This is a genomic window from Salinicola avicenniae (assembly GCF_023736115.1).
Taxonomy (GTDB): Bacteria; Pseudomonadota; Gammaproteobacteria; order Pseudomonadales; family Halomonadaceae; genus Salinicola; species Salinicola avicenniae.
Genome location: NZ_JAKQZC010000001.1, coordinates 497,502 through 515,621 on the forward strand (window position 1 = coordinate 497,502; position 18,120 = coordinate 515,621).

The window sequence follows — 18,120 nt, forward strand, 5'->3', positions numbered from 1 at the left end:
ATAACAATGAACGGATTGTCCGCGAATGAATTTCAAGCAGCTGGAAGCCTTTTACTGGCTGGCCCAACTGGGTAATTACCAGCGCGTCGCCGAGCGTCTGAGTCTGACCCAGCCGGCCGTCTCGGCACGCATCAGCGGGCTGGAAGAGATGCTCGAGACGCGTCTGGTCGAGCGTCGCGGCGCCGACTTCGCGTTGACCGAGGCGGGCCATTCGGTGGCCGGCTACGCCGAACAGTTCCTCAACCTGCGCGAGGCCATGAGCGGGCGGCTGAACCAACGCCAGCGTCAGCGCCTCTCGATTGCCATGACCGGGCCGGCGGCGTTGACCTGGGGCGCCGGGCTACGTGCCGATATCGTCCGTCATTCGACGGATCTCATGGTCGATCTGCACGCCTCCGCCAACTACCAGCTGCGCCCGATGATCGCCTCCGGCGCGATCGATATCGCCTTCCTCTCCAACGATGCCGGGCTCTCGTCGGTGGCCGACAGCTTTGGCGTCGAGTATCGCGTCGGCTGGGTCGCACGGCACGATGTCGTGGCCGATCTCGACACGCCGAGAACACCGGACCAGCTGCGCCAGATGCCGTTGATCCTCTATCCGCGTACCTCGCCGCTGTTCTCGCCCATCGCCGACTACGTGCACGAGGAGCAGCATGGCCAGGGGCCGCGCCACTACGCCAACTCGCTGCCGATGATCGTCGAGATGCTGCGCCAGGGATTCGGCCCCTCGGCGATCCCGCTGGCGGTCGTGGAGGAAGAGCTCGCCAGCGGTCGCCTGGTCGAGCTCCCGACCACGACGGCGCTGGCGCCGCTGGAGATCCGCTGCGTTCATCTCAACGAGGCGCGGCGGCCCTTCATCGAAGAGATTCTGACGCTGGCGCGTGCCGCCGCCGAAACCTGGTGTCGCCAACACGCCAACTACGCGCGCTTCCTGCCGGCCGTCGGTTCAGGGCCGCACCACCGGGCCGTCGTCGCCGAGTGACGCCAGGTCGAACGGCGCCGGCACCGCGCCGCCACCGATCGGCTGCGTCGGATCGTTGAGCCCCACGCACTCGCCCGTGGCCGGGTCGCGCGAGACCGCTGAAATACAGGCGTAGAGCTTCGGGAAGACGGTCTGCTGGCTGATCTCGAGCGCGAAACGCTCGCCCAGGCGCTTGCGCGTTGCGGAATCGAAGCGTGGGTCGATGCGGATTGATCCTCGAAAGCTGGCGTCGAGCCGTGGGTGGTGTACGGCCTCTTCCACGCTCATGTCGAAATCGGTCATCAGGGCCGCGACCTGCGTCACCGCCGGCATGATCAGATTGCCGCCGGAAGCGCCCACCGAGAAACGCGCTTCGCCGTCCTTGACCGCGACGGTCGGGCACATGTTCGACGAGTTGATGCGCTTGCCGCCGACCATGGTCGTCGGATAGCCGGGGCGCGGATCGAAATAGCTGACGCTGTCGTTCATCAGGATGCCTGTCGAGGGCAGCGTGACGCCGGAGCCGAAGCGATTGAGCAGGGTATAGGTCAGCGCCACCATGTTGCCCTCGGCGTCCACCGACGACATCGAAGAGGTACAGGCGCCGTTCTCGCCATCGGTATGCCCTGCGCTCGGTGGCAGCACGCCGTTGCGGATCTTGTGCTGTTTCCAGCACGCTTCCAGCGCCTCGGCATAGGCCAGCCAGGTCTCTGGCGTGGGCGAGGCGGGGGGCGTCGGCATCGATTCTCGCGTGTGGGCCAGCATTTCGCGCTGGCGCAGGCCGCCGGAGACGCTGCCCGGCGTATAGAGCGTGTAGCCGCGATGCTCGGCGGTCATCGGTTCGTATTCGAAGACCTCGTAGGCGGCGAGGTCTTCTCGAGAAATCCGCGAGCCGCCGGCCTGGAGATCGACAGCGAGTCGTTCCGCCAGTGCGCCCCGGTAGAAGGTCTCCGCGCCCCCTTCGGCAATCTCGGCAAGCGTTTCGGCCAGATGGGGAATTTTCAGCCGACTTTCAGGCATCGCCGGGTGCCCGCCGGGCAGATAGATCGACGCTGACATCGGATCGCGTGCCAGCGTGCGTGCGCAGACGCCGATCTGCAGGCTGGTGAACCAGTCGACGAACAGGCCGCGTTCGGCCAGCTGGATCGCCGGGGTCATGACCTGCCGACGCGTGCGGGCGCCAAAGCGCGAGAGCGCGTGATCGAGACCGGCCACGGCACCGGGCACCGTGATCGAGCGATAGCCTTCGATATTGGCGTTGTCGACGACGCCGGGGAATCCCATCGGCGTCGGCGGCAGGTTCGGGTCGAGCGGATAGTCCTCGAGCCGAATGGCGCCTGGCAGCGTGCCCTGGAAGTCGAGTGCCACCGCGCGCTGCTCCTTGGCCAGCCAGATGACCATGAAGCCGGCGCCGCCGAGCCCGCACATCCAGGGCTCGACCGCATTGAGCGCGTAGGCGGTCGCGACGATGGCATCGATCGCGTTGCCGCCGGCATCGAGCTGGGCGGCGCCGGCCTGCGCCGCCAGTCGGTGCTGCGACGCGACCGCGCCGCGCGTCGAGCGTGCCGCGGGTGTGGTCAGCGTCCAGTTATCGATATCCGCATGCAGCGTGTTCGTGGCCATGGCTACCTCAGTTCGCCAGCGTGTCTTCGATCATGCGCGTGGCACCGGTCAGATCGCCCAGGCGCTCGCCGGCGCTGACGCGCGCCTCGTTCTGGAGCCCCTTGGCCGTCTTGGCCTCGCCCGCCTCAAGGACGGCATCGAGATCCTCCGGCGCGATGAACAGGACACCGCACTCGTCCGCCAGCACGGCATAGCCTGGCAGCACGGCGGCGCCGCCGATCGAGACCGGAATGTTGAATCCGCCCCCCGTATTGTAGAGCCGAGTGGTGACCGGCGAGGCGCCGCGCGACCACATCGGGAAATCCTGCTCTCGGATCTCGGCGGTATCGGTGTGCGGGCCGTCGACGCAGCCGCCGGCGATCTGCATCGACGCCGCCATGCGCGTGACGCCGCCGCCCCAGCAGGCATACTTGCGATCGCCCAGACGGTCGACGGCGAGAAAGTAGCCCGGCCCCATCTGCGCCAGACAGTGGTGCAGCAGCGTGCTGTCGAGGCCGGGAATCGCCAGCGTGCAGACGGTGCCGACGACGGTCTTGCCCGGCAGCACCGGCGAGATTTCCGGCGTGGCGAAGCCGAAGTGATAGAAGTGACCGAGGGTCGCGGTCTCGAGCTTGGCCAGGCGCTCGAGCTTGTCGGCGGCGATCGGCTCGGGCATCGGATTGATCTTGTAGCGCAGTTGGCTCATGTCGTTGCTCTTGTCCTTGTGAGTGAGGTTACCGATAGGTCGACGGATTGCCGCGGGTGTCGATTTGTCGTCATCCGCGCCGCGGACCGCCGCCGGTCACGACGACGGTCCCAGTATCAGGTCGGGGAGAAAGGTCACGAGATTGGGCACGAAGGTCACCAGAAGCAGGACCAGAAAGAGCGGTATCAGCATCGGCAGCACGGCCCGCGTGACATCCTCGAAGCGCACCCGGCCGACGTTGGAGACGATGTAGAGGCCGATGCCCATGGGTGGCGTGGCGATACCGAGCAGCAGGCCGAGCTGAATGATGATGCCGAAGTGCACGCGATCGATGCCGTAGGCGTCGATCACCGGCAACAGCGTCGGCACCAGGATCAGTTTGGCGGGCACGCCCTCGACCACGCAGCCGACGATGACGATGAACACCAGCAGCAACAGCAGGAAGACGTTGTGGTTCTCGGTCAGGGCGAACATCTGATCGGCGATCTGCTGTGGCGCCTGTTCGATCGCCAGCACCCAGCCCATGGCGATGGAGAAGGCGATGATGATCATGATCACCGCGGTCATCGAGGTAGTATCGGTGAGCGCTTCGCGGAACTTCTTCCAGGTCAGCTCGCGATACCAGAGTCCGAGGCCAATGCAGTAGAGACAGGCCAGCACACCGGCCTCGGTGGCGGTGACGAAACCGGTCATGATCGAGCCGAGGATGATCGCCGGTGCGAGCAGGGCGAGGAAGCCGTGCTTGCCGGCGGCGGCGACGTCTCGCGATGAGGCGCGAGGCTGCATGGGGAAACGCTCGCGGGTGGCGCGCAGGCGCAGGTAGAGCATCAGCGATAGCCCCACCAGCAGTCCCGGCACCAGACCGGCGAGGAACATGCGTTCGATCGATACCTGCGCCAGGAAGGCATAGATCACCAGCCCGATCGAGGGCGGGATCAGCGGCCCGATCACCGACGAGGCGACGGTGATCGCGGCCGAGAAGTCCCCGCGATAGCCGCGCTCGCGCATGGCCTTGATCTCGATTGCGCCGAGGCCGGCGCAGTCGGCCACCGCAGCGCCGGAGATGCCGGCGAAGATCATCGAGGAGAGCACGTTGACCTGCGCCAGTCCGGCACGAAAGTGCCCCACCAGCGCGTTGGCGAAAGCGAAGATGCGGTCGGTGACACCGGTCGCGTTCATCAGGTTGCCGGCCATGATGAAGAAGGGGACCGCCGTCAGCGATGCCTTGTTGACCCCTTCCAGCATCTGCTGCGGGATGATCTGCAGCGCCGTCGAGAAATCCGAGGTCAGGAAGGCGAGCGTCACCGCGCCGCCGATGGCGATCGAGATCGGTACGCGCAGCAGGATCAGGACGAGAAAGGCACCGAACAGCGCATAGATCATGGCGCGACCTCCGGGTGAATGGGGGCGTGATTCTCGGGCAGGCCGACGCAGAGCTTGGCGATGTCGACCAGCGCCGTCAGCGCTACCAGCACGCAGGAGATGAACAGCGGCACGAACAGCGCCTGACGCGGCAGTTCCTCGCCGCCGGGTAGCAGGGCGCCTTCGACATAGCCTGCGGCGGCACCGAGAACCGTGGCCCACTGCTGCACGATGAGCAGGCAGACGCCGAGTGCCACGGCGTCGGCGAGCAGCCGGCTGATGGCGTCAGCCGCCCGTCCGAGCCGCTTGACCAGGAAGTCGATGCGCACGTCCTTGAGACGCACGTGGATGGCAAAGAAGCCGAGGAAGCTGAGCCAGATGAACAGCACCATCGTCCACGGCCAGAACCACCACACCGAGATATCGAAGGGGCGGAGCAGGAAGGTGGCCGCGGTCAGCGTCAGCATCCCCAGCAGACAGCCGTTGCAGAGCCAGAGCCAGAGTCCGCCGAGCGACCACAGACCACGATCGAGCCATGCCACGAGGCGCTGCAGCGGCGTCAGGGCATCACGCATGGTGTCGCTCACTCCGTGACGTCGCGGGTATCCTGCACGCTCTGCAGGAAGCCTGCCGGCAGGTCGCCCTCGGCGTCCAGGCGCTCGTAAAGCTCGCGCGTCCGCTCGATGAAGGGTTGCGTGTCCAGCTCGGTGTAGCTGACGCCATCCTGCTGCATGCGTTCGAGGCTGGCATCTGCGACCTCGGCCATGGCTGTCTGGCTCTCCTCACCGGTCTCCCGGTAAGCGCGCATCAGGCCCTCGCGCGTGTCGTCGTCCAGCGCCTCGAGGGCGGCCTGGTTGGTCATGAAACCGATCGACTGATAGTACTCGTTGGTGCGGGCGATATGGGGGGCGACCTCGTTGAAGCGCATCGCTTCCACCATCGAGATCGGGCTGGTGACGGCCTGCACGATATCCTTGGAGATCGACTGATAGACCTCGGTCCAGGGCAGCGTCATGACCTGGGCGCCGAGGTTGTCCCACGCCTTCATCAGCAGCTGGTTCGGCGGCAGACGCATCTTCAGGCCCGCCACGTCGTCGATCGAGTCGACCGGCGTGTTGGAGACCAGGACGCGGTAAGGGCCGCGAACGATCGCGGAGGGGTCGCCCAGCGGCACGATGCCGGACTGCTCGGCGGCATTGGCAAACCAGCCGTCGACCAGATCGGAGTTCATGAAGCGCGACCAGTGTGCCTGGTCGTCGAAGGCAAAGGGCGCGACGACCCAGGCCAACTGTGGCTCCCAGCGTTTCATGAAGGCGAAGCTCTCGGCGTAGATGTTGACGACGCCGGACTGCATCTGCTCGAGCACGGCGTCTTCCTTGCCGAGCTGCTCGTTGGGAAAGATCTGGATGGTGAGGTCGCCGTCGGTGTAGTCGTCGACACGCTCGGCGAAGTGCTGGAACAGCTGACCTTCGGGGCTGTCCACCGGCATCTTGGTCGCCATGCGCCAGGTCTCGGCGTAAGCCGGTGTCGTCAGCGAGGCGGCGGTGACCGCGGCAAGGGCGGCAGCCAGGATCGTTCGTTGCATGAGGCGCTCTCTGTTGTACTTGGAGTCGTTGCCCGACAGGGCGAAAAGACCTTGCCTGCCGGACGTCATAAGTGAGTCGCGTTGATGAGAGGAAATCGATTCTCGAACGGAGCGTCCAATCGATTTTTCTTTGGGTGGGGATAAGCGTTTTTTGCGCCGCAGGTCGGCGAGGCGGGAATCGCGGGCCTGGGCGTCGGCACGATGGGGCCTTACGCGTCGTCGGTCGCCTCGATCAGCTCGGCGACCAGGGCTTCGACGCGTTCGTTATAGGCACTACCGCTGGCGGGCGGCGTGGGGTCGGAGGTCATGACCACGGTCAGCGCGCGGCCGGGCACGATGTAGAGCAGCTGGCCGCCGTAGCCCCAGCCGTAATAGACCGCTTCGCCGGCGATCTCGCCGAGAAACCAGCCATAGCCATAGTCATCGCCGTTGTAGAAGGAACGGGTGCGCGGCTGCCATGACCGCGCGATCCAGTCGCGGGATAGGACCCGCCGACCGTCGTATTCGCCCTGCCGGCGGATCATCTCGCCGAATCGCAGGATCGCTCGCGGTGTCAGGCCCATCTCGTTGCCGCCGAAGTAGATGCCCTGCGGGTCGCGGGTCCAGGGCGGCACGGCAAACCCGAGTGGTGTGCCTAGCCAGTCACGGGCAAGGGCCAGGGTGCTACGGCCGCTGGCCTCGGTGAGCGCCGCCGAGAGCAGGTGGGTGTTGCCGGTGGAGTAGAGCATGCGCCCGTCGATGTCGCCGACGAAGGGGCGCGTCAGGGCATCGCGGACCCAGTTCGAACTGGTGACCCAGCCACCGTAGTTGCCGCCGGAGGTCCGTTCGAGGCCCGCCTGCATCGACAGCAGGTTGCCGACGGTGATGTCGTTCACGCGTGGGTCGATGTCGGCCGGGACCCGCTCCCCCAGCAGCTCGACGATCGGTTGATCGGCGCTCTCGAACACGCCGCGATCAATCGCGATGCCTATGAGGGTGGCGATCACTGTCTTGGAGAGCGACTTGATATTGGCCGTGGCGGCCGTCGAATGACCGCGGAAGCCTTCGTCGATCACGGTCTCGCCGTCGATCGCGACCATGAGCGTGTGGCTGCGCGGCAGCTCGCTGGCGCGTTCGACGATACTGGCCCGCTGGTCGGGGGGCAGTGACGCGACGGCTGAATGAAGTGTCAGCAGCGGCAGTAGTGCCAGCAGGGCGAGAAAGCCGAGCCGCCAACGGAGAGTGCGGGCGGCCGGCGTCGAGTGAGGGCGTGGCTTGGGATTGGGCATGACATCGAGTGTGGCGCATGCCGCCGCGATCTTCCATGGGGAGATGTCGCCCTTCATGCCGTGCGAATTGAGGCGCCCGCGCGCCCGATCTGTAGGTAGAACGCCAGGTAACGAAGGGTGACGTAGCCGACGATAATGGTCGCGACGCCCAACTCCAGCGTCGCCAGACCGTGCACGATGGCAATGTCGTGACCACTGAAGCCTTGCCCTTGCATCCAGACGGCGGTCTTCGCCAACGCCGTGGCGCCAATCACCATGGGGAAGGTGAAGGCGGCGTAGCCGGCGCTGTAGGGCAGGCGCAGCAGCGTGAAGAAGGCCAGATAGATGACCAGCGTCATCAGCACCGCGATGCCGCCCAGCAGTGCCACCAGCAGCGCGGAGGGTTCGGCGACGACGGTCAGATAACCGGCCAGGGACAGGCTCGCCGGCGCCGCCATGATGGCGATAGTCGGCTTGGCCGGGTCGGGGATCTCGTCGGCGAAGATCAGGCGGTAGACCATGATCGGCAGCAGCAGCGCATAAAGCCCCATGCCAAAGTAGAGCAGCGCCGTGGCCAGCGGGTGCAGCGCGTCGACGCCGGGAAAGGCGACGTCGGCGACGATGATGCCTACCGGCGGGACGAACCACGCCGGGACCATTTGATGAAGCGCAAACCGGCGGGCGCGATGAACGACGAACGCGACGAGGAAGGCGAGATGCAGTGCAACGGCCACCAGCCAGAGCGCGACGCCGACATCGTGCGATAGCCACTGCGTGACGGACTTCGACACCACCATGGTAGCCATGGCGAAGGTGGGCACGACGCTGCCGATCACCGGATGCGCCAGGTCGGACCGCAGCAGGTGCGGATGGCACACGAACTTGGCGCTCAACAGCAGCAGTAGCAAGCCCCCGACGGCCGCGCCGGCGGCTTGCGCCAGGCCATCCAGCGGGGCAAAACTCTCCCAGGCCCAGCCGAGGCTCGAGAGGCCCAGCGCCAGTCCGGCCATGGGCGTCGGGGCATTGCTGAGTCTAAGGCGCCGGTGAGGCATGGCTCTCTCCGCGTGTCGGATAGCGTGGCAAGGGAGAGACACCTTATGGCAAATCGCGCTATCGTTATATTTTAACTTTTTTCACTATCTGTTCTGTAAAATCTAACGATTTTGTCGAGAGCGGCGAGGATGCGCGATGGCCATGACGTTCCGTCAGCTGCAGGTGTTCGTGGCCGTGGCCAGGGAGCGCACGCTGACGCAGGCGGCAGCGCGTCTTTTCCTGAGCAAGCCGGCGGTCAGCAGTGCGCTCGCCGAGCTGGAAAAGCAGTGTGGCCGCGCGCTGTTCGACCGCCACCGTAACCGGCTGCATCTCAATGACCAGGGGCGGCGTCTGCTGCCACTGGCCGATGAGCTACTGGCGCGGAGCGAGGCGATCGATCATCTGTTCGGCAACGAGGCGCTGGGCGGACAGCTGCATATCGGCGCGAGCTATACCATCGGCCACCAGCTGCTGCCGAGCCTGCTACGGGACTTTCGGGCGGCGACGGGGCATCGCGAGCAGCAGGTGACGATCGCCAACAGCGCCGCGATCTGCGCGTCGCTGGAAGCGTTCGAGCACGATATCGGGATGATCGAGGGACGCTTGGCCGACGAGCGGTTCGTGGTGTTGCCGTGGCGGCAGGATCGCATGTGCGTGGTGGCGGCGCCGGAGCATCCGCTGGCCGGCCGCGGCGCCGTCGAGGTCGCCTCGCTGGCCGCGCACGACTGGCTGCTGCGCGAGCCCGGTTCGGGTACCCGCGAGCAGTTCATGCGCTTTATCGCCCCTCAGTTGCCGAATTGGCGTATCGCGCTCGAGATCAACTCCGCCGAAGCGATCATCAACGCCGCCGCGGTCGGACTCGGCTTGACCTGCGTATCGACGCTGGAGGCCCGTCACGCGCTGCGCGACGGGCGACTGGTCGAGATCGATGTGGGGCTGGCCATGACGCGGGAGTTCAGCCTGGTCGTGCACCGCGACAAGTATCGCAGCCCCCTGATCGAGCGGTTTCTCGCCTTCTGCCAGACGTGGCAGGAGGGGGCCGCGCTACCGTCGCCCTGACTCAGCCGCCGAGAAACGACGACATCGCCTGGTCGGCGATCATGCCGCAGGCGCGCTCGCCGAGCTGGTCCTTGAGGCCGGTCAGGCTAAAGGACTGGCCATTACCGCCCTGAAGCAGTCCGCTCAGCCCTTCGCGATAGGACGTCGACTGCTCGGCCTGGGCCTGGCCGCCGAACTGTTCCATCAGGCGATTCTTGACGCGCTCGCTGGTGCTCTCCATGTATCCCTGCTCCTGACAGTAGCCGAGTACGCCGGCTGCGTTCTGTACGCTGCCGAGATTCAGCGAGCCGCTGCCGAGCGCATTCAACAGCGACGCGCCGCTACTGGCGCTGGCGCCGGAACTGGACTGACCGGACAGCAGATTGCCGGCGCTTTGCGTGGCGCTGTCGAGACTGAAGGCATTGGCCAGCGGCGCCGCGCTCAGGGTGGCCGTCAGCAGGATGGTGGAGAGCGTGGTGACAACGAGATGACGTGGCATGCAGGTAACTCCCGGCTTGCTATCGATGAGACACACGGGCGTGTGTCGATGAGGCGCCGTATAACCCGGTAGCGACTAATAGCGACGTCTCGATCAACCCGGAAACGTCGGATGACGATGTGCCGTCCTGGCGCGCTCACGCTAGAGCAGTGGTCGGCACTTGTCCATGCTGGCGCCTGGCCGGTCCTTGGCTCGATGCCGGCGGAATGGTCTAGGCTGACAGGCGGGTCGCGAAGGAGAGCGGCCCGCCAGCGACCAACCAAGGAGGCGTCATGATCATTACCGTGGGCGAATTCAAGCAGCTGCTTGAGACGTACGATGATCAGCTGGAGTTGAGCTTCAGCGGTCTGGAGTATCATCGGCTGAGACAGAAGGGCGACAAGCATCTGGAAGTCGAGTTCGAGGAGAAGGTCTTCAAGGACAAGCTGGGGCACACCCGCGTCTACGACGAGTAGGGCCGATGCGAGCGGCATGGCCGGCGCGAAAGCGCGCCGGCGTGCCGCTTTGTCGCTTCGCCACGCGACGCTTTTCCGTTACGGTACGTTCTCGGTTCAGCAGGGACGGCACAGATGGATGAGGCAACCCCCAACACACGGGTCGACGTGGCCATCGTCGGCGCGGGCCCGATCGGACTCTGCTTCGCCAGAGCGCTGTCGCGCCGCGGGATTCGCGCGGCGCTGATCGACCGGCAGTCGCGCGAAGCGCTGGCGAATCCGCCCGGCGATGGCCGCGAGATCGCGCTGACGCAGGCGTCGCAGGAGATCCTCGAGGCGCTATCGGTCGGCTCGCACATCCCCGCCGAGGCCCGCGCACCCCTACGCGCGGCCAAGGTATTCGACGGCCAGTCGCTGTTCTCCATGCAGATCGCGCCCTCGTCGCGACACGATGAGCCACTTGGCTGCCTGGTGCCCAACCAGACGATTCGTCGGGCCGCCTATGCTGCGCTGACGACAGAGACTGCCGCGGGCGACACGGCGACTCCCGCCGGCGAGATTCTCTGGCGCGACGCGCGCGAGATCGCGCGGTTCGAGGCCGACGATACGCATGTGACGATTCGCCTCGACGACGGCGAGTGCCTCGAGGCGTCGCTACTGGTCGCGGCCGATGGCCGTTTCTCGATGACGCGCCGGCGCATGGGCATTCCCGCGCACACCTACCAGCACGGCCAGCACATGCTGGTGTGCCGCATGCACCACGAGCGCGCGCACGACCACACCGCCTGGGAGTGGTTCGGCCACGGTCAGACGCTGGCGCTGCTGCCGGTCGATGCACACTGCTCCTCGGTCGTGCTGACGTTGCCGCCGGCGGCCATGGAAGCACTGCTGGCGCTACCGCAAGCGGCCTTCGAAGCCGACATCACCGCGCGATTCGAGCATCGTCTTGGCACGATGACGCGCGCGGCGGAGCCGCACAGCTACCCGTTGGCGAGCGTCTATGCCGAGCGCTTCGTGGCACCGCGGCAGGCGCTGATCGGTGATGCGGCCGTCGGCATGCATCCGGTCACCGCACACGGTTTCAACCTGGGGCTGCAGGGGCTCTGGCGCCTGGCCAATCGGCTTGGCGACGCCTATCAAGCCGGCGAGGATCTGGGGGCGTTGGCCTTGCTCAAGCGCTACCAGCACGAACAGCGGCTGGCGACAGCGCCGTTGTTCGCGGCCACCCTGGCGGTGGTCGGACTCTATACCGATGATCGCGCCCCGGCGCGACTGCTGCGTAAGGCGGTGCTGCGTGTCGGCGAGGCGGCCTGGCCGGTGCGCCGGCTCATCGCCGGGCATCTCATGCGCTCGGCGGATAAATCCTGACAGCGTCTGGCGCCCACGTTTTGCCCCCAGGTTTTCCGCTATTCTGGTAACGCTATCGTCAGGTTTCGTCGTGCCGGCGCCGTGATCGACTCGCCGACCCTGGCGTCATTTCCCTGTCACAGGAGCTTACATGGATCTGGCAATGGTGGGGTTGGGGCGCATGGGCGCCAACATGGCCGAAAGGCTGGTGCGTGGCGGTCATCGGGTGGTTGGGCATGATCCTGGCGAGGAGGCTCTGACACGCGCGGCCGGGAAGGGTATCGAGCCTGCGGCCTCGCTGGCCGCGGCGGTCGAGGCGTTGCCGACGCCGCGCATCGTCTGGCTGATGATTCCGGCGGGCGCGCTCGTCGATACGCTGCTCGACGAACTGCAGCCGCTGCTCTCGGCTGACGATATCGTCATCGACGGTGGCAACTCGCTCTACAAGGACACGGTGGCGCGGGCCGAGCGCTTGCGCGAGCACGACCTTCACTATGTCGATGTCGGCACCAGTGGTGGTGTATGGGGGCTCGCCGAAGGCTACAGCATGATGGTCGGCGGCGAGACGGCCGTGGTCGACTCGCTCGCGCCGCTGTTCGAGACGTTGGCGCCGGCTGCCGGCAAGGGCTGGGGCCACGTCGGCCCGAGTGGCGCCGGGCACTTCTCCAAGATGATCCACAATGGCATCGAGTACGGCATGATGCAGTCCTATGCGGAGGGCTTCGCGATCCTGCAGAAGAAGACCGAGTTCGATCTCGATCTGCATCAGGTCGCCGAGATCTGGCGTCATGGCAGCGTGGTGCGTTCCTGGCTGCTCGATCTCACCGCCAATGCGTTGGACAAGAACCCCGCTCTGGCGGGTATCGCGCCCTATGTCTCGGATTCCGGCGAGGGGCGTTGGACCGTGGCCGAGGCGGTCGAGCTTGACGTCAGCGCGCCGGTCATTACCCTGTCGCTGCTCGAGCGTCTGCGTTCCCGCGAGTCGGATGCCTTTGGCGACAAGCTGCTCGCCGCGATGCGTAACGAGTTCGGCGGCCACGCGATCAAGTCGGACTGACCCCGCTGCCTGTCCGCTGAATCGTGGTCATGAATCGGCTACCAGATGTAGTACCGAAATGCGCCTTTCGACACTAGTCGGTTGGCGCATTTTCGTTGAGAGAGAGAAATTTCGAGACGCTTGACAGGCCATGAGGCGCGCTATGACGCGGGCTCTGGAGAGGCGAAAAATTGTCCACAGGAATCTCACAAAAAAAGACCACATCTATGCTTGGAAAAGCGATGGCCTACCATATATAGTGTTTCTCAGAGGCGGCGGAGACGGGGCGATAGCGTCATTTCCGCGCCAACAGGTCCGCGCCATCGCACATCGATGGGCGTCTCATCACGTCACGGATGGTAATGATTATCATGAGCATCACGATCTATAGCAAACCTGCCTGCGTCCAGTGCAACGCCACTTACCGCGCCCTGGACAAACAAGGGATCGACTATACCGTGGTCGACCTGACGCAGGACGCCGATGCGATGCAGCGCGTACAGGATCTGGGCTATCGCCAAGTCCCGGTCGTCGTGGCCGGTGAAGACCACTGGGCCGGTTTCCGCCCGGACAAGATCAGCACGCTGGTCGCCTGATCCCTCTCTAGTTTGGCGTCCGAGGTCCCTCGGGCGCAGCAGTCTCGTTTTCTCTTGTCGGGTGGCGCACTCTCACGCTGTCCGATATGGCGCAGAGCGCGGGAGATCGTCATGGCTGAGCTGGTCTATTTTTCGACCAAGTCAGGCAACACGCGACGCTTCGTGGAAAAGCTGGGCATACCGGCAAGCCGCATTCCGCTGAATCGTGACGACCCGCCCCTGCGTGCCGACGAGCCTTATATTCTCATCGTGCCGACCTATGGCGATGGCGATCCGAAAACCTCGGTGCCGCCGCAGGTCATCCGGTTTCTCAACGATGAGCACAACCGATCCCTGATCCGGGGCGTGATTGCCGGAGGCAACTCCAATTTTGGAGCGGCCTTTGGCCTGGCCGGTCGGGTGATCGCGCAGAAATGCCAGATACCGTATCTCTACCGTTTCGAGCTGATGGGCACCCAAGAAGATGTCCGTCGCGTTATTGCAGGGGTGAATGAATTTTGGAAACGCTCAGCCTAGACAAAGCGGCGGCAACGCGACCCGCGGCCGACCACAACGCCAAGACGCTGGACTACCACGCGCTCAACGCCATGTTGAACCTGTACGACGCCGAAGGCCGTCTGCAGCTCGACAAGGACCGCGAGGCCGCGCGTCAGTATTTCCTGCAGCACGTGAACCAGAACACCGTGTTCTTCCACTCGCTGAAGGAAAAGCTCGACTACCTGGTGGAAGAGGGGTACTACGAGTCGGCCGTGCTCGATCAGTACGACTTCGACTTCGTCAGCGCGCTGTTCGATCAGGCCTATGCGGTCAAGTTCCGCTTCCAGAGCTTCCTGGGCGCTTTCAAGTACTACACCAGCTATACGCTCAAGACCTTCGACGGCAAGCGCTACCTCGAGCGCTTCGAAGATCGCGTTTGCATGGTCGCGCTGTCGCTCGCGCGCGGTGACGAGACGCTCGCGCGGCACCTGGTCGACGAGATCCTTCACGGCCGCTTCCAGCCGGCGACGCCGACCTTCCTCAACTGCGGCAAGCAGCAGCGTGGCGAGCTGGTCTCCTGCTTCCTGCTGCGCATCGAGGACAACATGGAGTCCATCGGGCGCTCCATCAACTCGGCGCTGCAGCTCTCCAAGCGCGGCGGCGGCGTGGCGTTCTCGCTCTCCAACGTGCGCGAGTCAGGGGCGCCGATCAAGCGTATCGAGAACCAGTCCTCCGGCATCATCCCGATCATGAAGATGCTCGAGGACGCGTTCTCCTACGCCAACCAGCTTGGCGCGCGCCAGGGTGCGGGTGCGGTCTATCTCAACGCGCACCATCCGGATATCCTGCGTTTTCTCGACACCAAGCGCGAGAACGCCGACGAGAAGATCCGCATCAAGACGCTGTCGCTCGGCATCGTCATGCCGGACATCACCTTCGAGCTGGCCAAGCGCAACGAGGAGATGTATCTCTTCTCGCCCTACGACGTCGAGCGCATCTACGGCGTGCCATTCGGTGACATCAGCATCACCGAGAAGTACGAGGAGATGGTCGACGACGGGCGTATTCGCAAGAAGAAGATCAACGCGCGCGAGCTGTTCCAGACCATCGCCGAGCTGCAGTTCGAGTCCGGCTATCCGTACCTGATGTTCGAGGACACGGTAAACCGTGCCAACCCGATCCACGGCCGGATCAACATGTCGAACCTCTGCTCGGAGATCCTGCAGGTCAACACGCCGACCGAGTACGACGACGATCTCGGCTATCGCAAGATCGGCGAGGATATCTCCTGCAACCTGGGCTCGCTCAACATCGCCAAGGCGATGGATTCACCGGATTTCGGCGCGACCGTCGAAACCGCGATCCGCGGCCTGACCGCCGTTTCCGAGATGAGCGATATCACCTCGGTGCCGTCGATCGCCGAAGGCAATGCCAAGTCCCACGCTATCGGCCTGGGGCAGATGAACCTGCACGGCTATCTGGCGCGTGAGCACATCTTCTACGGCAGTGAAGAGGGGCTGGACTTCACCAACCTCTACTTCTACACCGTGGCATTCCACGCCATCCGGGCTTCCAATCTCATCGCCATCGAGCGCAACCAGCGCTTCGCCGGCTTCGAGCAGTCGACCTATGCCAGCGGTGAGTACTTCGACAAGTACACCGAGCAGGCGTGGTTGCCGAAGACCGAGAAGGTGCGCGCACTGTTCGAGAACAGCGGCATCCAAATTCCGACCCAGGACGACTGGCGCGAGCTGAAGGCCTCGGTCATGGCGCATGGCCTGTTCAACCGTAACCTGCAGGCGATCCCGCCGACCGGCTCGATCTCGTACATCAACAACTCGACCTCGAGCATCCACCCGGTGACGGCCAAGGTCGAGATTCGCAAGGAAGGCAAGCTGGGCCGCGTCTACTATCCGGCGCCGTACCTGACCGACGAGAACCAGCAGTACTATCAGGATGCCTACGAGCTCGGCCCCGAGAAGATCATCGACACCTACGCCGAGGCGACACAGCACGTCGACCAGGGTTTGTCGCTGACGCTGTTCTTCCGCGACACGGCGACGACCCGCGACGTCAACAAGGCGCAGATCTACGCCTGGCGCAAGGGCATCAAGACGATCTACTACATCCGTCTGCGTCAGGCGGCGCTGGAGGGGACCGAAGTCGAGGGTTGCGTCTCCTGCACGCTGTAAGCCTGAATCGCTGAATGTGTTTGAACGCGCCGGGCGTGATGTCCCCTCCGCACCGGCGCCAACCGAACGAGAACGCCCATGGATATGCCCGCTACTTCCGCCGCCCGTCGCCTGAGCCGGGTCGATGCGATCAACTGGAACCGTCTGCAGGACGAGAAGGACCTGGAGGTCTGGAACCGCCTGACCGGCAACTTCTGGCTGCCGGAAAAGATTCCGCTCTCCAACGACATTCCCTCCTGGAATACGCTGACCGAGCATGAGCAGCAGCTCACCATTCGCGTGTTCACCGGTCTGACCCTGCTCGACACCATCCAGGGTACGGTGGGCGCGCCGAGCCTGATCGACGATGCGGTGACCCCGCACGAAGAGGCGGTGATCACCAACATCAGCTTCATGGAGTCGGTCCATGCGCGCTCCTACAGCTCGATCTTCTCGACGCTCTGCGCCACGCGCGACGTCGACGATGCCTATCGCTGGAGCGAGGAGAACCCGTTCCTGCAGAAGAAAGCCGATCTGATTCTCGAGCGTTATCGTGCCGACGATCCGCTGATGCGCAAGGTCGCCAGCACCTTCCTCGAGTCGTTCCTGTTCTACTCCGGTTTCTACCTGCCGATGTACTGGTCCAGCCGCGCCAAGCTGACCAACACCGCCGACCTGATTCGCCTGATCATTCGCGATGAGGCCATTCACGGCTACTACATCGGCTACAAGTTCCAGCAGCAGCTGGCCAAGCTGCCGACGGAGCGTCAGGAAGAGATCAAGATCTACGCCTACGAACTGCTCCACGAGCTCTACGATAACGAGGTCAAGTACACCGAAGCGCTCTATGACGACGTCGGCCTGACCGAAGACGTCAAGAAGTTCCTCCACTACAACGCCAACAAGGCGTTGATGAACCTGGGCTTCGAAGCGCTGTTCCCGGCGAGCGTCACCGATGTCAGCCCGGCGATTCTGGCTGCGCTCTCGCCCGGTTCCGACGAGAACCACGACTTCTTCTCCGGTTCCGGCTCCTCCTACGTGATCGGCAAGACGGTCAGTACCGAGGACGACGACTGGGCATTCTGAGTACACCAGGATGTGTCGGAGATGCGCCGGAAACCGCCCCTCATGGGGCGGTTTCGCGTTGTCGGCGAGGCGAATCGACAGGCGCCGTGCGCCGAGCTTCCATGCTCGCTGCACACTGGCTGCACGAAGCGTCGCGATAGTGGGGCGGCACCCTGTCTCGGTGCGCAACCTGGAGTGTCCCCCATGAAACGTCCGATATCCTCTTTGCTGGCGCTCGCCGTGGCGGCCGCCTCTCTGTCTCCGCTGGCCCAGGCCGGATCGAACGATTCCACTCATACCCCGGTGGTGCATGGCGAGCCGCGCGTCCAGGCCAACCCGCTCAAGGACGCCGTGGTCGCGAGCTGGTCGCTGGATAACGATCAGCTTGCCGCGCTGGCCCGCTCCGACAGTGAATTTCGTGCCGGCCTGAGGCAGTTGCATGATTCGCGCGACGACGCTTCGCGCGAGTCGCGTCGCGCCGCCGTCGAATCGCTGCTCGAGCAGCAGCGTGACCAGCTTTTGGGGACGCTCAGCGATGCACAGCTGCACGCCTACCAGATGCTCGAGCGTCCGCGCCCAGCGATGCGGCGCCCTCATGACGGCCCTGACGTCGCCGACCAGCCGAGCCGGGAAGCATGGGCGTCGCACTGGCAGCAGCGCTTCGAACCGCTTTTCGCCAGCTGGCATCTGAGCGAGCAGCAGAGTGCCGAGGTCAGGAACGCGGAGCGTACTTTCTTCGATGGCCTGCACGCGTTGAAGCGGCCCGATCGCAGGGCGCCTGATGCCGAGCACGACGCCCGCAGCGCGACCGTCCGGCAGCTCATCGAGCAGCGGCAGGCGGCGCTCTCCGAGGTGCTGAGCGATGACCAGTTGACCGCCTACGAGGCGCTGACGCGCCCGCCACATCATGCTCGAGGCCCCCATCCTAGGGGGGATTCACCCGCCGCTGGCTGAGGCGCACG

General features: G+C 64.8%; 17 protein-coding genes and 1 pseudogene. 10 read left to right on the plus strand and 8 right to left on the minus strand.

Annotated features, from left to right (window positions below; all coding sequences use genetic code 11):
- Positions 1-25: 25 nt before the first annotated feature.
- Positions 26-982 carry a LysR family transcriptional regulator gene (locus MC381_RS02245; RefSeq protein ID WP_251976092.1) on the plus strand — a complete coding sequence of 319 codons (957 nt, stop codon included), beginning with the start codon at positions 26-28 and terminating at the stop codon, positions 980-982.
- Here the strand turns inward: MC381_RS02245 and MC381_RS02250 are convergent.
- The 7 genes from MC381_RS02250 to MC381_RS02280 all read right to left on the minus strand — a co-directional run bounded on the left by MC381_RS02250 (position 947) and on the right by MC381_RS02280 (position 8,515).
- Positions 947-2,584: a gamma-glutamyltransferase gene (locus MC381_RS02250; protein WP_251976093.1), complete on the minus strand. Its 1,638-nt coding sequence runs from the start codon at positions 2,582-2,584 to the stop codon at positions 947-949. The two genes, MC381_RS02245 and MC381_RS02250, sit on opposite strands and share 36 nt — an antisense overlap.
- A 7-nt stretch (positions 2,585-2,591) precedes the next feature.
- Positions 2,592-3,269: an RraA family protein gene (locus MC381_RS02255; RefSeq protein ID WP_251976094.1), complete on the minus strand. Its 678-nt coding sequence runs from the start codon at positions 3,267-3,269 to the stop codon at positions 2,592-2,594.
- A gap of 96 nt (positions 3,270-3,365) precedes the next feature.
- Positions 3,366-4,652, minus strand: coding sequence for a TRAP transporter large permease (locus MC381_RS02260; protein ID WP_251976095.1), 1,287 nt, complete (start codon positions 4,650-4,652; stop codon positions 3,366-3,368).
- Positions 4,649-5,206 carry a TRAP transporter small permease gene (locus MC381_RS02265; protein ID WP_251976096.1) on the minus strand — a complete coding sequence of 186 codons (558 nt, stop codon included), beginning with the start codon at positions 5,204-5,206 and terminating at the stop codon, positions 4,649-4,651. The genes MC381_RS02260 and MC381_RS02265 overlap by 4 nt, the downstream gene beginning before the upstream one ends.
- An 8-nt stretch (positions 5,207-5,214) precedes the next feature.
- Complete coding sequence (locus MC381_RS02270; RefSeq protein ID WP_251976097.1) at positions 5,215-6,216, minus strand: TRAP transporter substrate-binding protein; 1,002 nt, start codon at positions 6,214-6,216, stop codon at positions 5,215-5,217.
- A gap of 209 nt (positions 6,217-6,425) precedes the next feature.
- The gene (locus tag MC381_RS02275) at positions 6,426-7,484 is read right to left on the minus strand and encodes a serine hydrolase domain-containing protein (RefSeq protein WP_251976098.1); all 1,059 of its coding nucleotides are present in this window, start codon (positions 7,482-7,484) and stop codon (positions 6,426-6,428) included.
- A 53-nt stretch (positions 7,485-7,537) separates the two neighbouring features.
- Positions 7,538-8,515: a TDT family transporter gene (locus MC381_RS02280; protein WP_251976099.1), complete on the minus strand. Its 978-nt coding sequence runs from the start codon at positions 8,513-8,515 to the stop codon at positions 7,538-7,540.
- A gap of 136 nt (positions 8,516-8,651) precedes the next feature.
- On the opposite strand from MC381_RS02280, the gene MC381_RS02285 reads away from it, so the two are divergent.
- Positions 8,652-9,554, plus strand: coding sequence for a LysR family transcriptional regulator (locus tag MC381_RS02285; RefSeq protein ID WP_251976100.1), 903 nt, complete (start codon positions 8,652-8,654; stop codon positions 9,552-9,554).
- Between the two features lies 1 nt (position 9,555).
- Here MC381_RS02285 and MC381_RS02290 read toward each other — a convergent pair whose 3' ends face one another.
- The gene (locus MC381_RS02290; protein WP_251976101.1) at positions 9,556-10,032 is read right to left on the minus strand and encodes a DUF2501 domain-containing protein; all 477 of its coding nucleotides are present in this window, start codon (positions 10,030-10,032) and stop codon (positions 9,556-9,558) included.
- 272 nt (positions 10,033-10,304) lie between these two features.
- On the opposite strand from MC381_RS02290, the gene MC381_RS02295 reads away from it, so the two are divergent.
- The 8 genes and pseudogenes from MC381_RS02295 to MC381_RS02330 all read left to right on the plus strand — a co-directional run bounded on the left by MC381_RS02295 (position 10,305) and on the right by MC381_RS02330 (position 18,112).
- Positions 10,305-10,487 (plus strand): hypothetical protein, encoded by a 183-nt coding sequence (locus MC381_RS02295; RefSeq protein WP_251976102.1) that lies wholly within the window; start codon positions 10,305-10,307, stop codon positions 10,485-10,487.
- Between the two features lie 114 nt (positions 10,488-10,601).
- A complete protein-coding gene (ubiM, locus tag MC381_RS02300) occupies positions 10,602-11,834 on the plus strand; it encodes a 5-demethoxyubiquinol-8 5-hydroxylase UbiM (RefSeq protein ID WP_251976103.1) in 1,233 nt (410 codons plus the stop codon).
- A 130-nt stretch (positions 11,835-11,964) separates the two neighbouring features.
- Entirely contained in the window at positions 11,965-12,870 is a 906-nt protein-coding gene (gnd, locus tag MC381_RS02305; protein ID WP_251976104.1) for a phosphogluconate dehydrogenase (NAD(+)-dependent, decarboxylating), read from the plus strand.
- Between the two features lie 350 nt (positions 12,871-13,220).
- Positions 13,221-13,445 (plus strand): glutaredoxin-like protein NrdH, encoded by a 225-nt coding sequence (nrdH, locus tag MC381_RS02310; RefSeq protein WP_189443231.1) that lies wholly within the window; start codon positions 13,221-13,223, stop codon positions 13,443-13,445.
- Positions 13,446-13,556: 111 nt separating this feature from the next.
- Positions 13,557-13,961, plus strand: a complete 405-nt coding sequence (nrdI, locus tag MC381_RS02315) for a class Ib ribonucleoside-diphosphate reductase assembly flavoprotein NrdI (RefSeq protein ID WP_251976105.1) — start codon at positions 13,557-13,559, stop codon at positions 13,959-13,961.
- Positions 13,943-16,114, plus strand: a complete 2,172-nt coding sequence (gene nrdE, locus MC381_RS02320; RefSeq protein WP_251976106.1) for a class 1b ribonucleoside-diphosphate reductase subunit alpha — start codon at positions 13,943-13,945, stop codon at positions 16,112-16,114. The genes nrdI and nrdE overlap by 19 nt, the downstream gene beginning before the upstream one ends.
- 72 nt (positions 16,115-16,186) lie before the next feature.
- Positions 16,187-17,179, plus strand: a pseudogene (gene nrdF, locus MC381_RS02325) (class 1b ribonucleoside-diphosphate reductase subunit beta); the annotation flags it as partial.
- Positions 17,180-17,362: 183 nt separating this feature from the next.
- The gene (locus MC381_RS02330; protein WP_251976107.1) at positions 17,363-18,112 is read left to right on the plus strand and encodes a hypothetical protein; all 750 of its coding nucleotides are present in this window, start codon (positions 17,363-17,365) and stop codon (positions 18,110-18,112) included.
- Positions 18,113-18,120: the final 8 nt, after the last annotated feature.

Excerpts from the sequence above, each read along its gene's own strand:
- MC381_RS02245 (WP_251976092.1), top strand. The coding sequence starts at position 26 with ATGAATTTCAAGCAGCTGGAAGCCTTTTACTGGCTGGCCCAACTGGGT.
- MC381_RS02250 (WP_251976093.1), bottom strand. The coding sequence starts at position 2,584 with ATGGCCACGAACACGCTGCATGCGGATATCGATAACTGGACGCTGACC.
- MC381_RS02255 (WP_251976094.1), bottom strand. The coding sequence starts at position 3,269 with ATGAGCCAACTGCGCTACAAGATCAATCCGATGCCCGAGCCGATCGCC.
- MC381_RS02260 (WP_251976095.1), bottom strand. The coding sequence starts at position 4,652 with ATGATCTATGCGCTGTTCGGTGCCTTTCTCGTCCTGATCCTGCTGCGC.
- MC381_RS02265 (WP_251976096.1), bottom strand. The coding sequence starts at position 5,206 with ATGCGTGATGCCCTGACGCCGCTGCAGCGCCTCGTGGCATGGCTCGAT.
- MC381_RS02270 (WP_251976097.1), bottom strand. The coding sequence starts at position 6,216 with ATGCAACGAACGATCCTGGCTGCCGCCCTTGCCGCGGTCACCGCCGCC.
- MC381_RS02275 (WP_251976098.1), bottom strand. The coding sequence starts at position 7,484 with ATGCCCAATCCCAAGCCACGCCCTCACTCGACGCCGGCCGCCCGCACT.
- MC381_RS02280 (WP_251976099.1), bottom strand. The coding sequence starts at position 8,515 with ATGCCTCACCGGCGCCTTAGACTCAGCAATGCCCCGACGCCCATGGCC.
- MC381_RS02285 (WP_251976100.1), top strand. The coding sequence starts at position 8,652 with ATGGCCATGACGTTCCGTCAGCTGCAGGTGTTCGTGGCCGTGGCCAGG.
- MC381_RS02290 (WP_251976101.1), bottom strand. The coding sequence starts at position 10,032 with ATGCCACGTCATCTCGTTGTCACCACGCTCTCCACCATCCTGCTGACG.
- MC381_RS02295 (WP_251976102.1), top strand. The coding sequence starts at position 10,305 with ATGATCATTACCGTGGGCGAATTCAAGCAGCTGCTTGAGACGTACGAT.
- ubiM (WP_251976103.1), top strand. The coding sequence starts at position 10,602 with ATGGATGAGGCAACCCCCAACACACGGGTCGACGTGGCCATCGTCGGC.
- gnd (WP_251976104.1), top strand. The coding sequence starts at position 11,965 with ATGGATCTGGCAATGGTGGGGTTGGGGCGCATGGGCGCCAACATGGCC.
- nrdH (WP_189443231.1), top strand. The coding sequence starts at position 13,221 with ATGAGCATCACGATCTATAGCAAACCTGCCTGCGTCCAGTGCAACGCC.
- nrdI (WP_251976105.1), top strand. The coding sequence starts at position 13,557 with ATGGCTGAGCTGGTCTATTTTTCGACCAAGTCAGGCAACACGCGACGC.
- MC381_RS02330 (WP_251976107.1), top strand. The coding sequence starts at position 17,363 with ATGAAACGTCCGATATCCTCTTTGCTGGCGCTCGCCGTGGCGGCCGCC.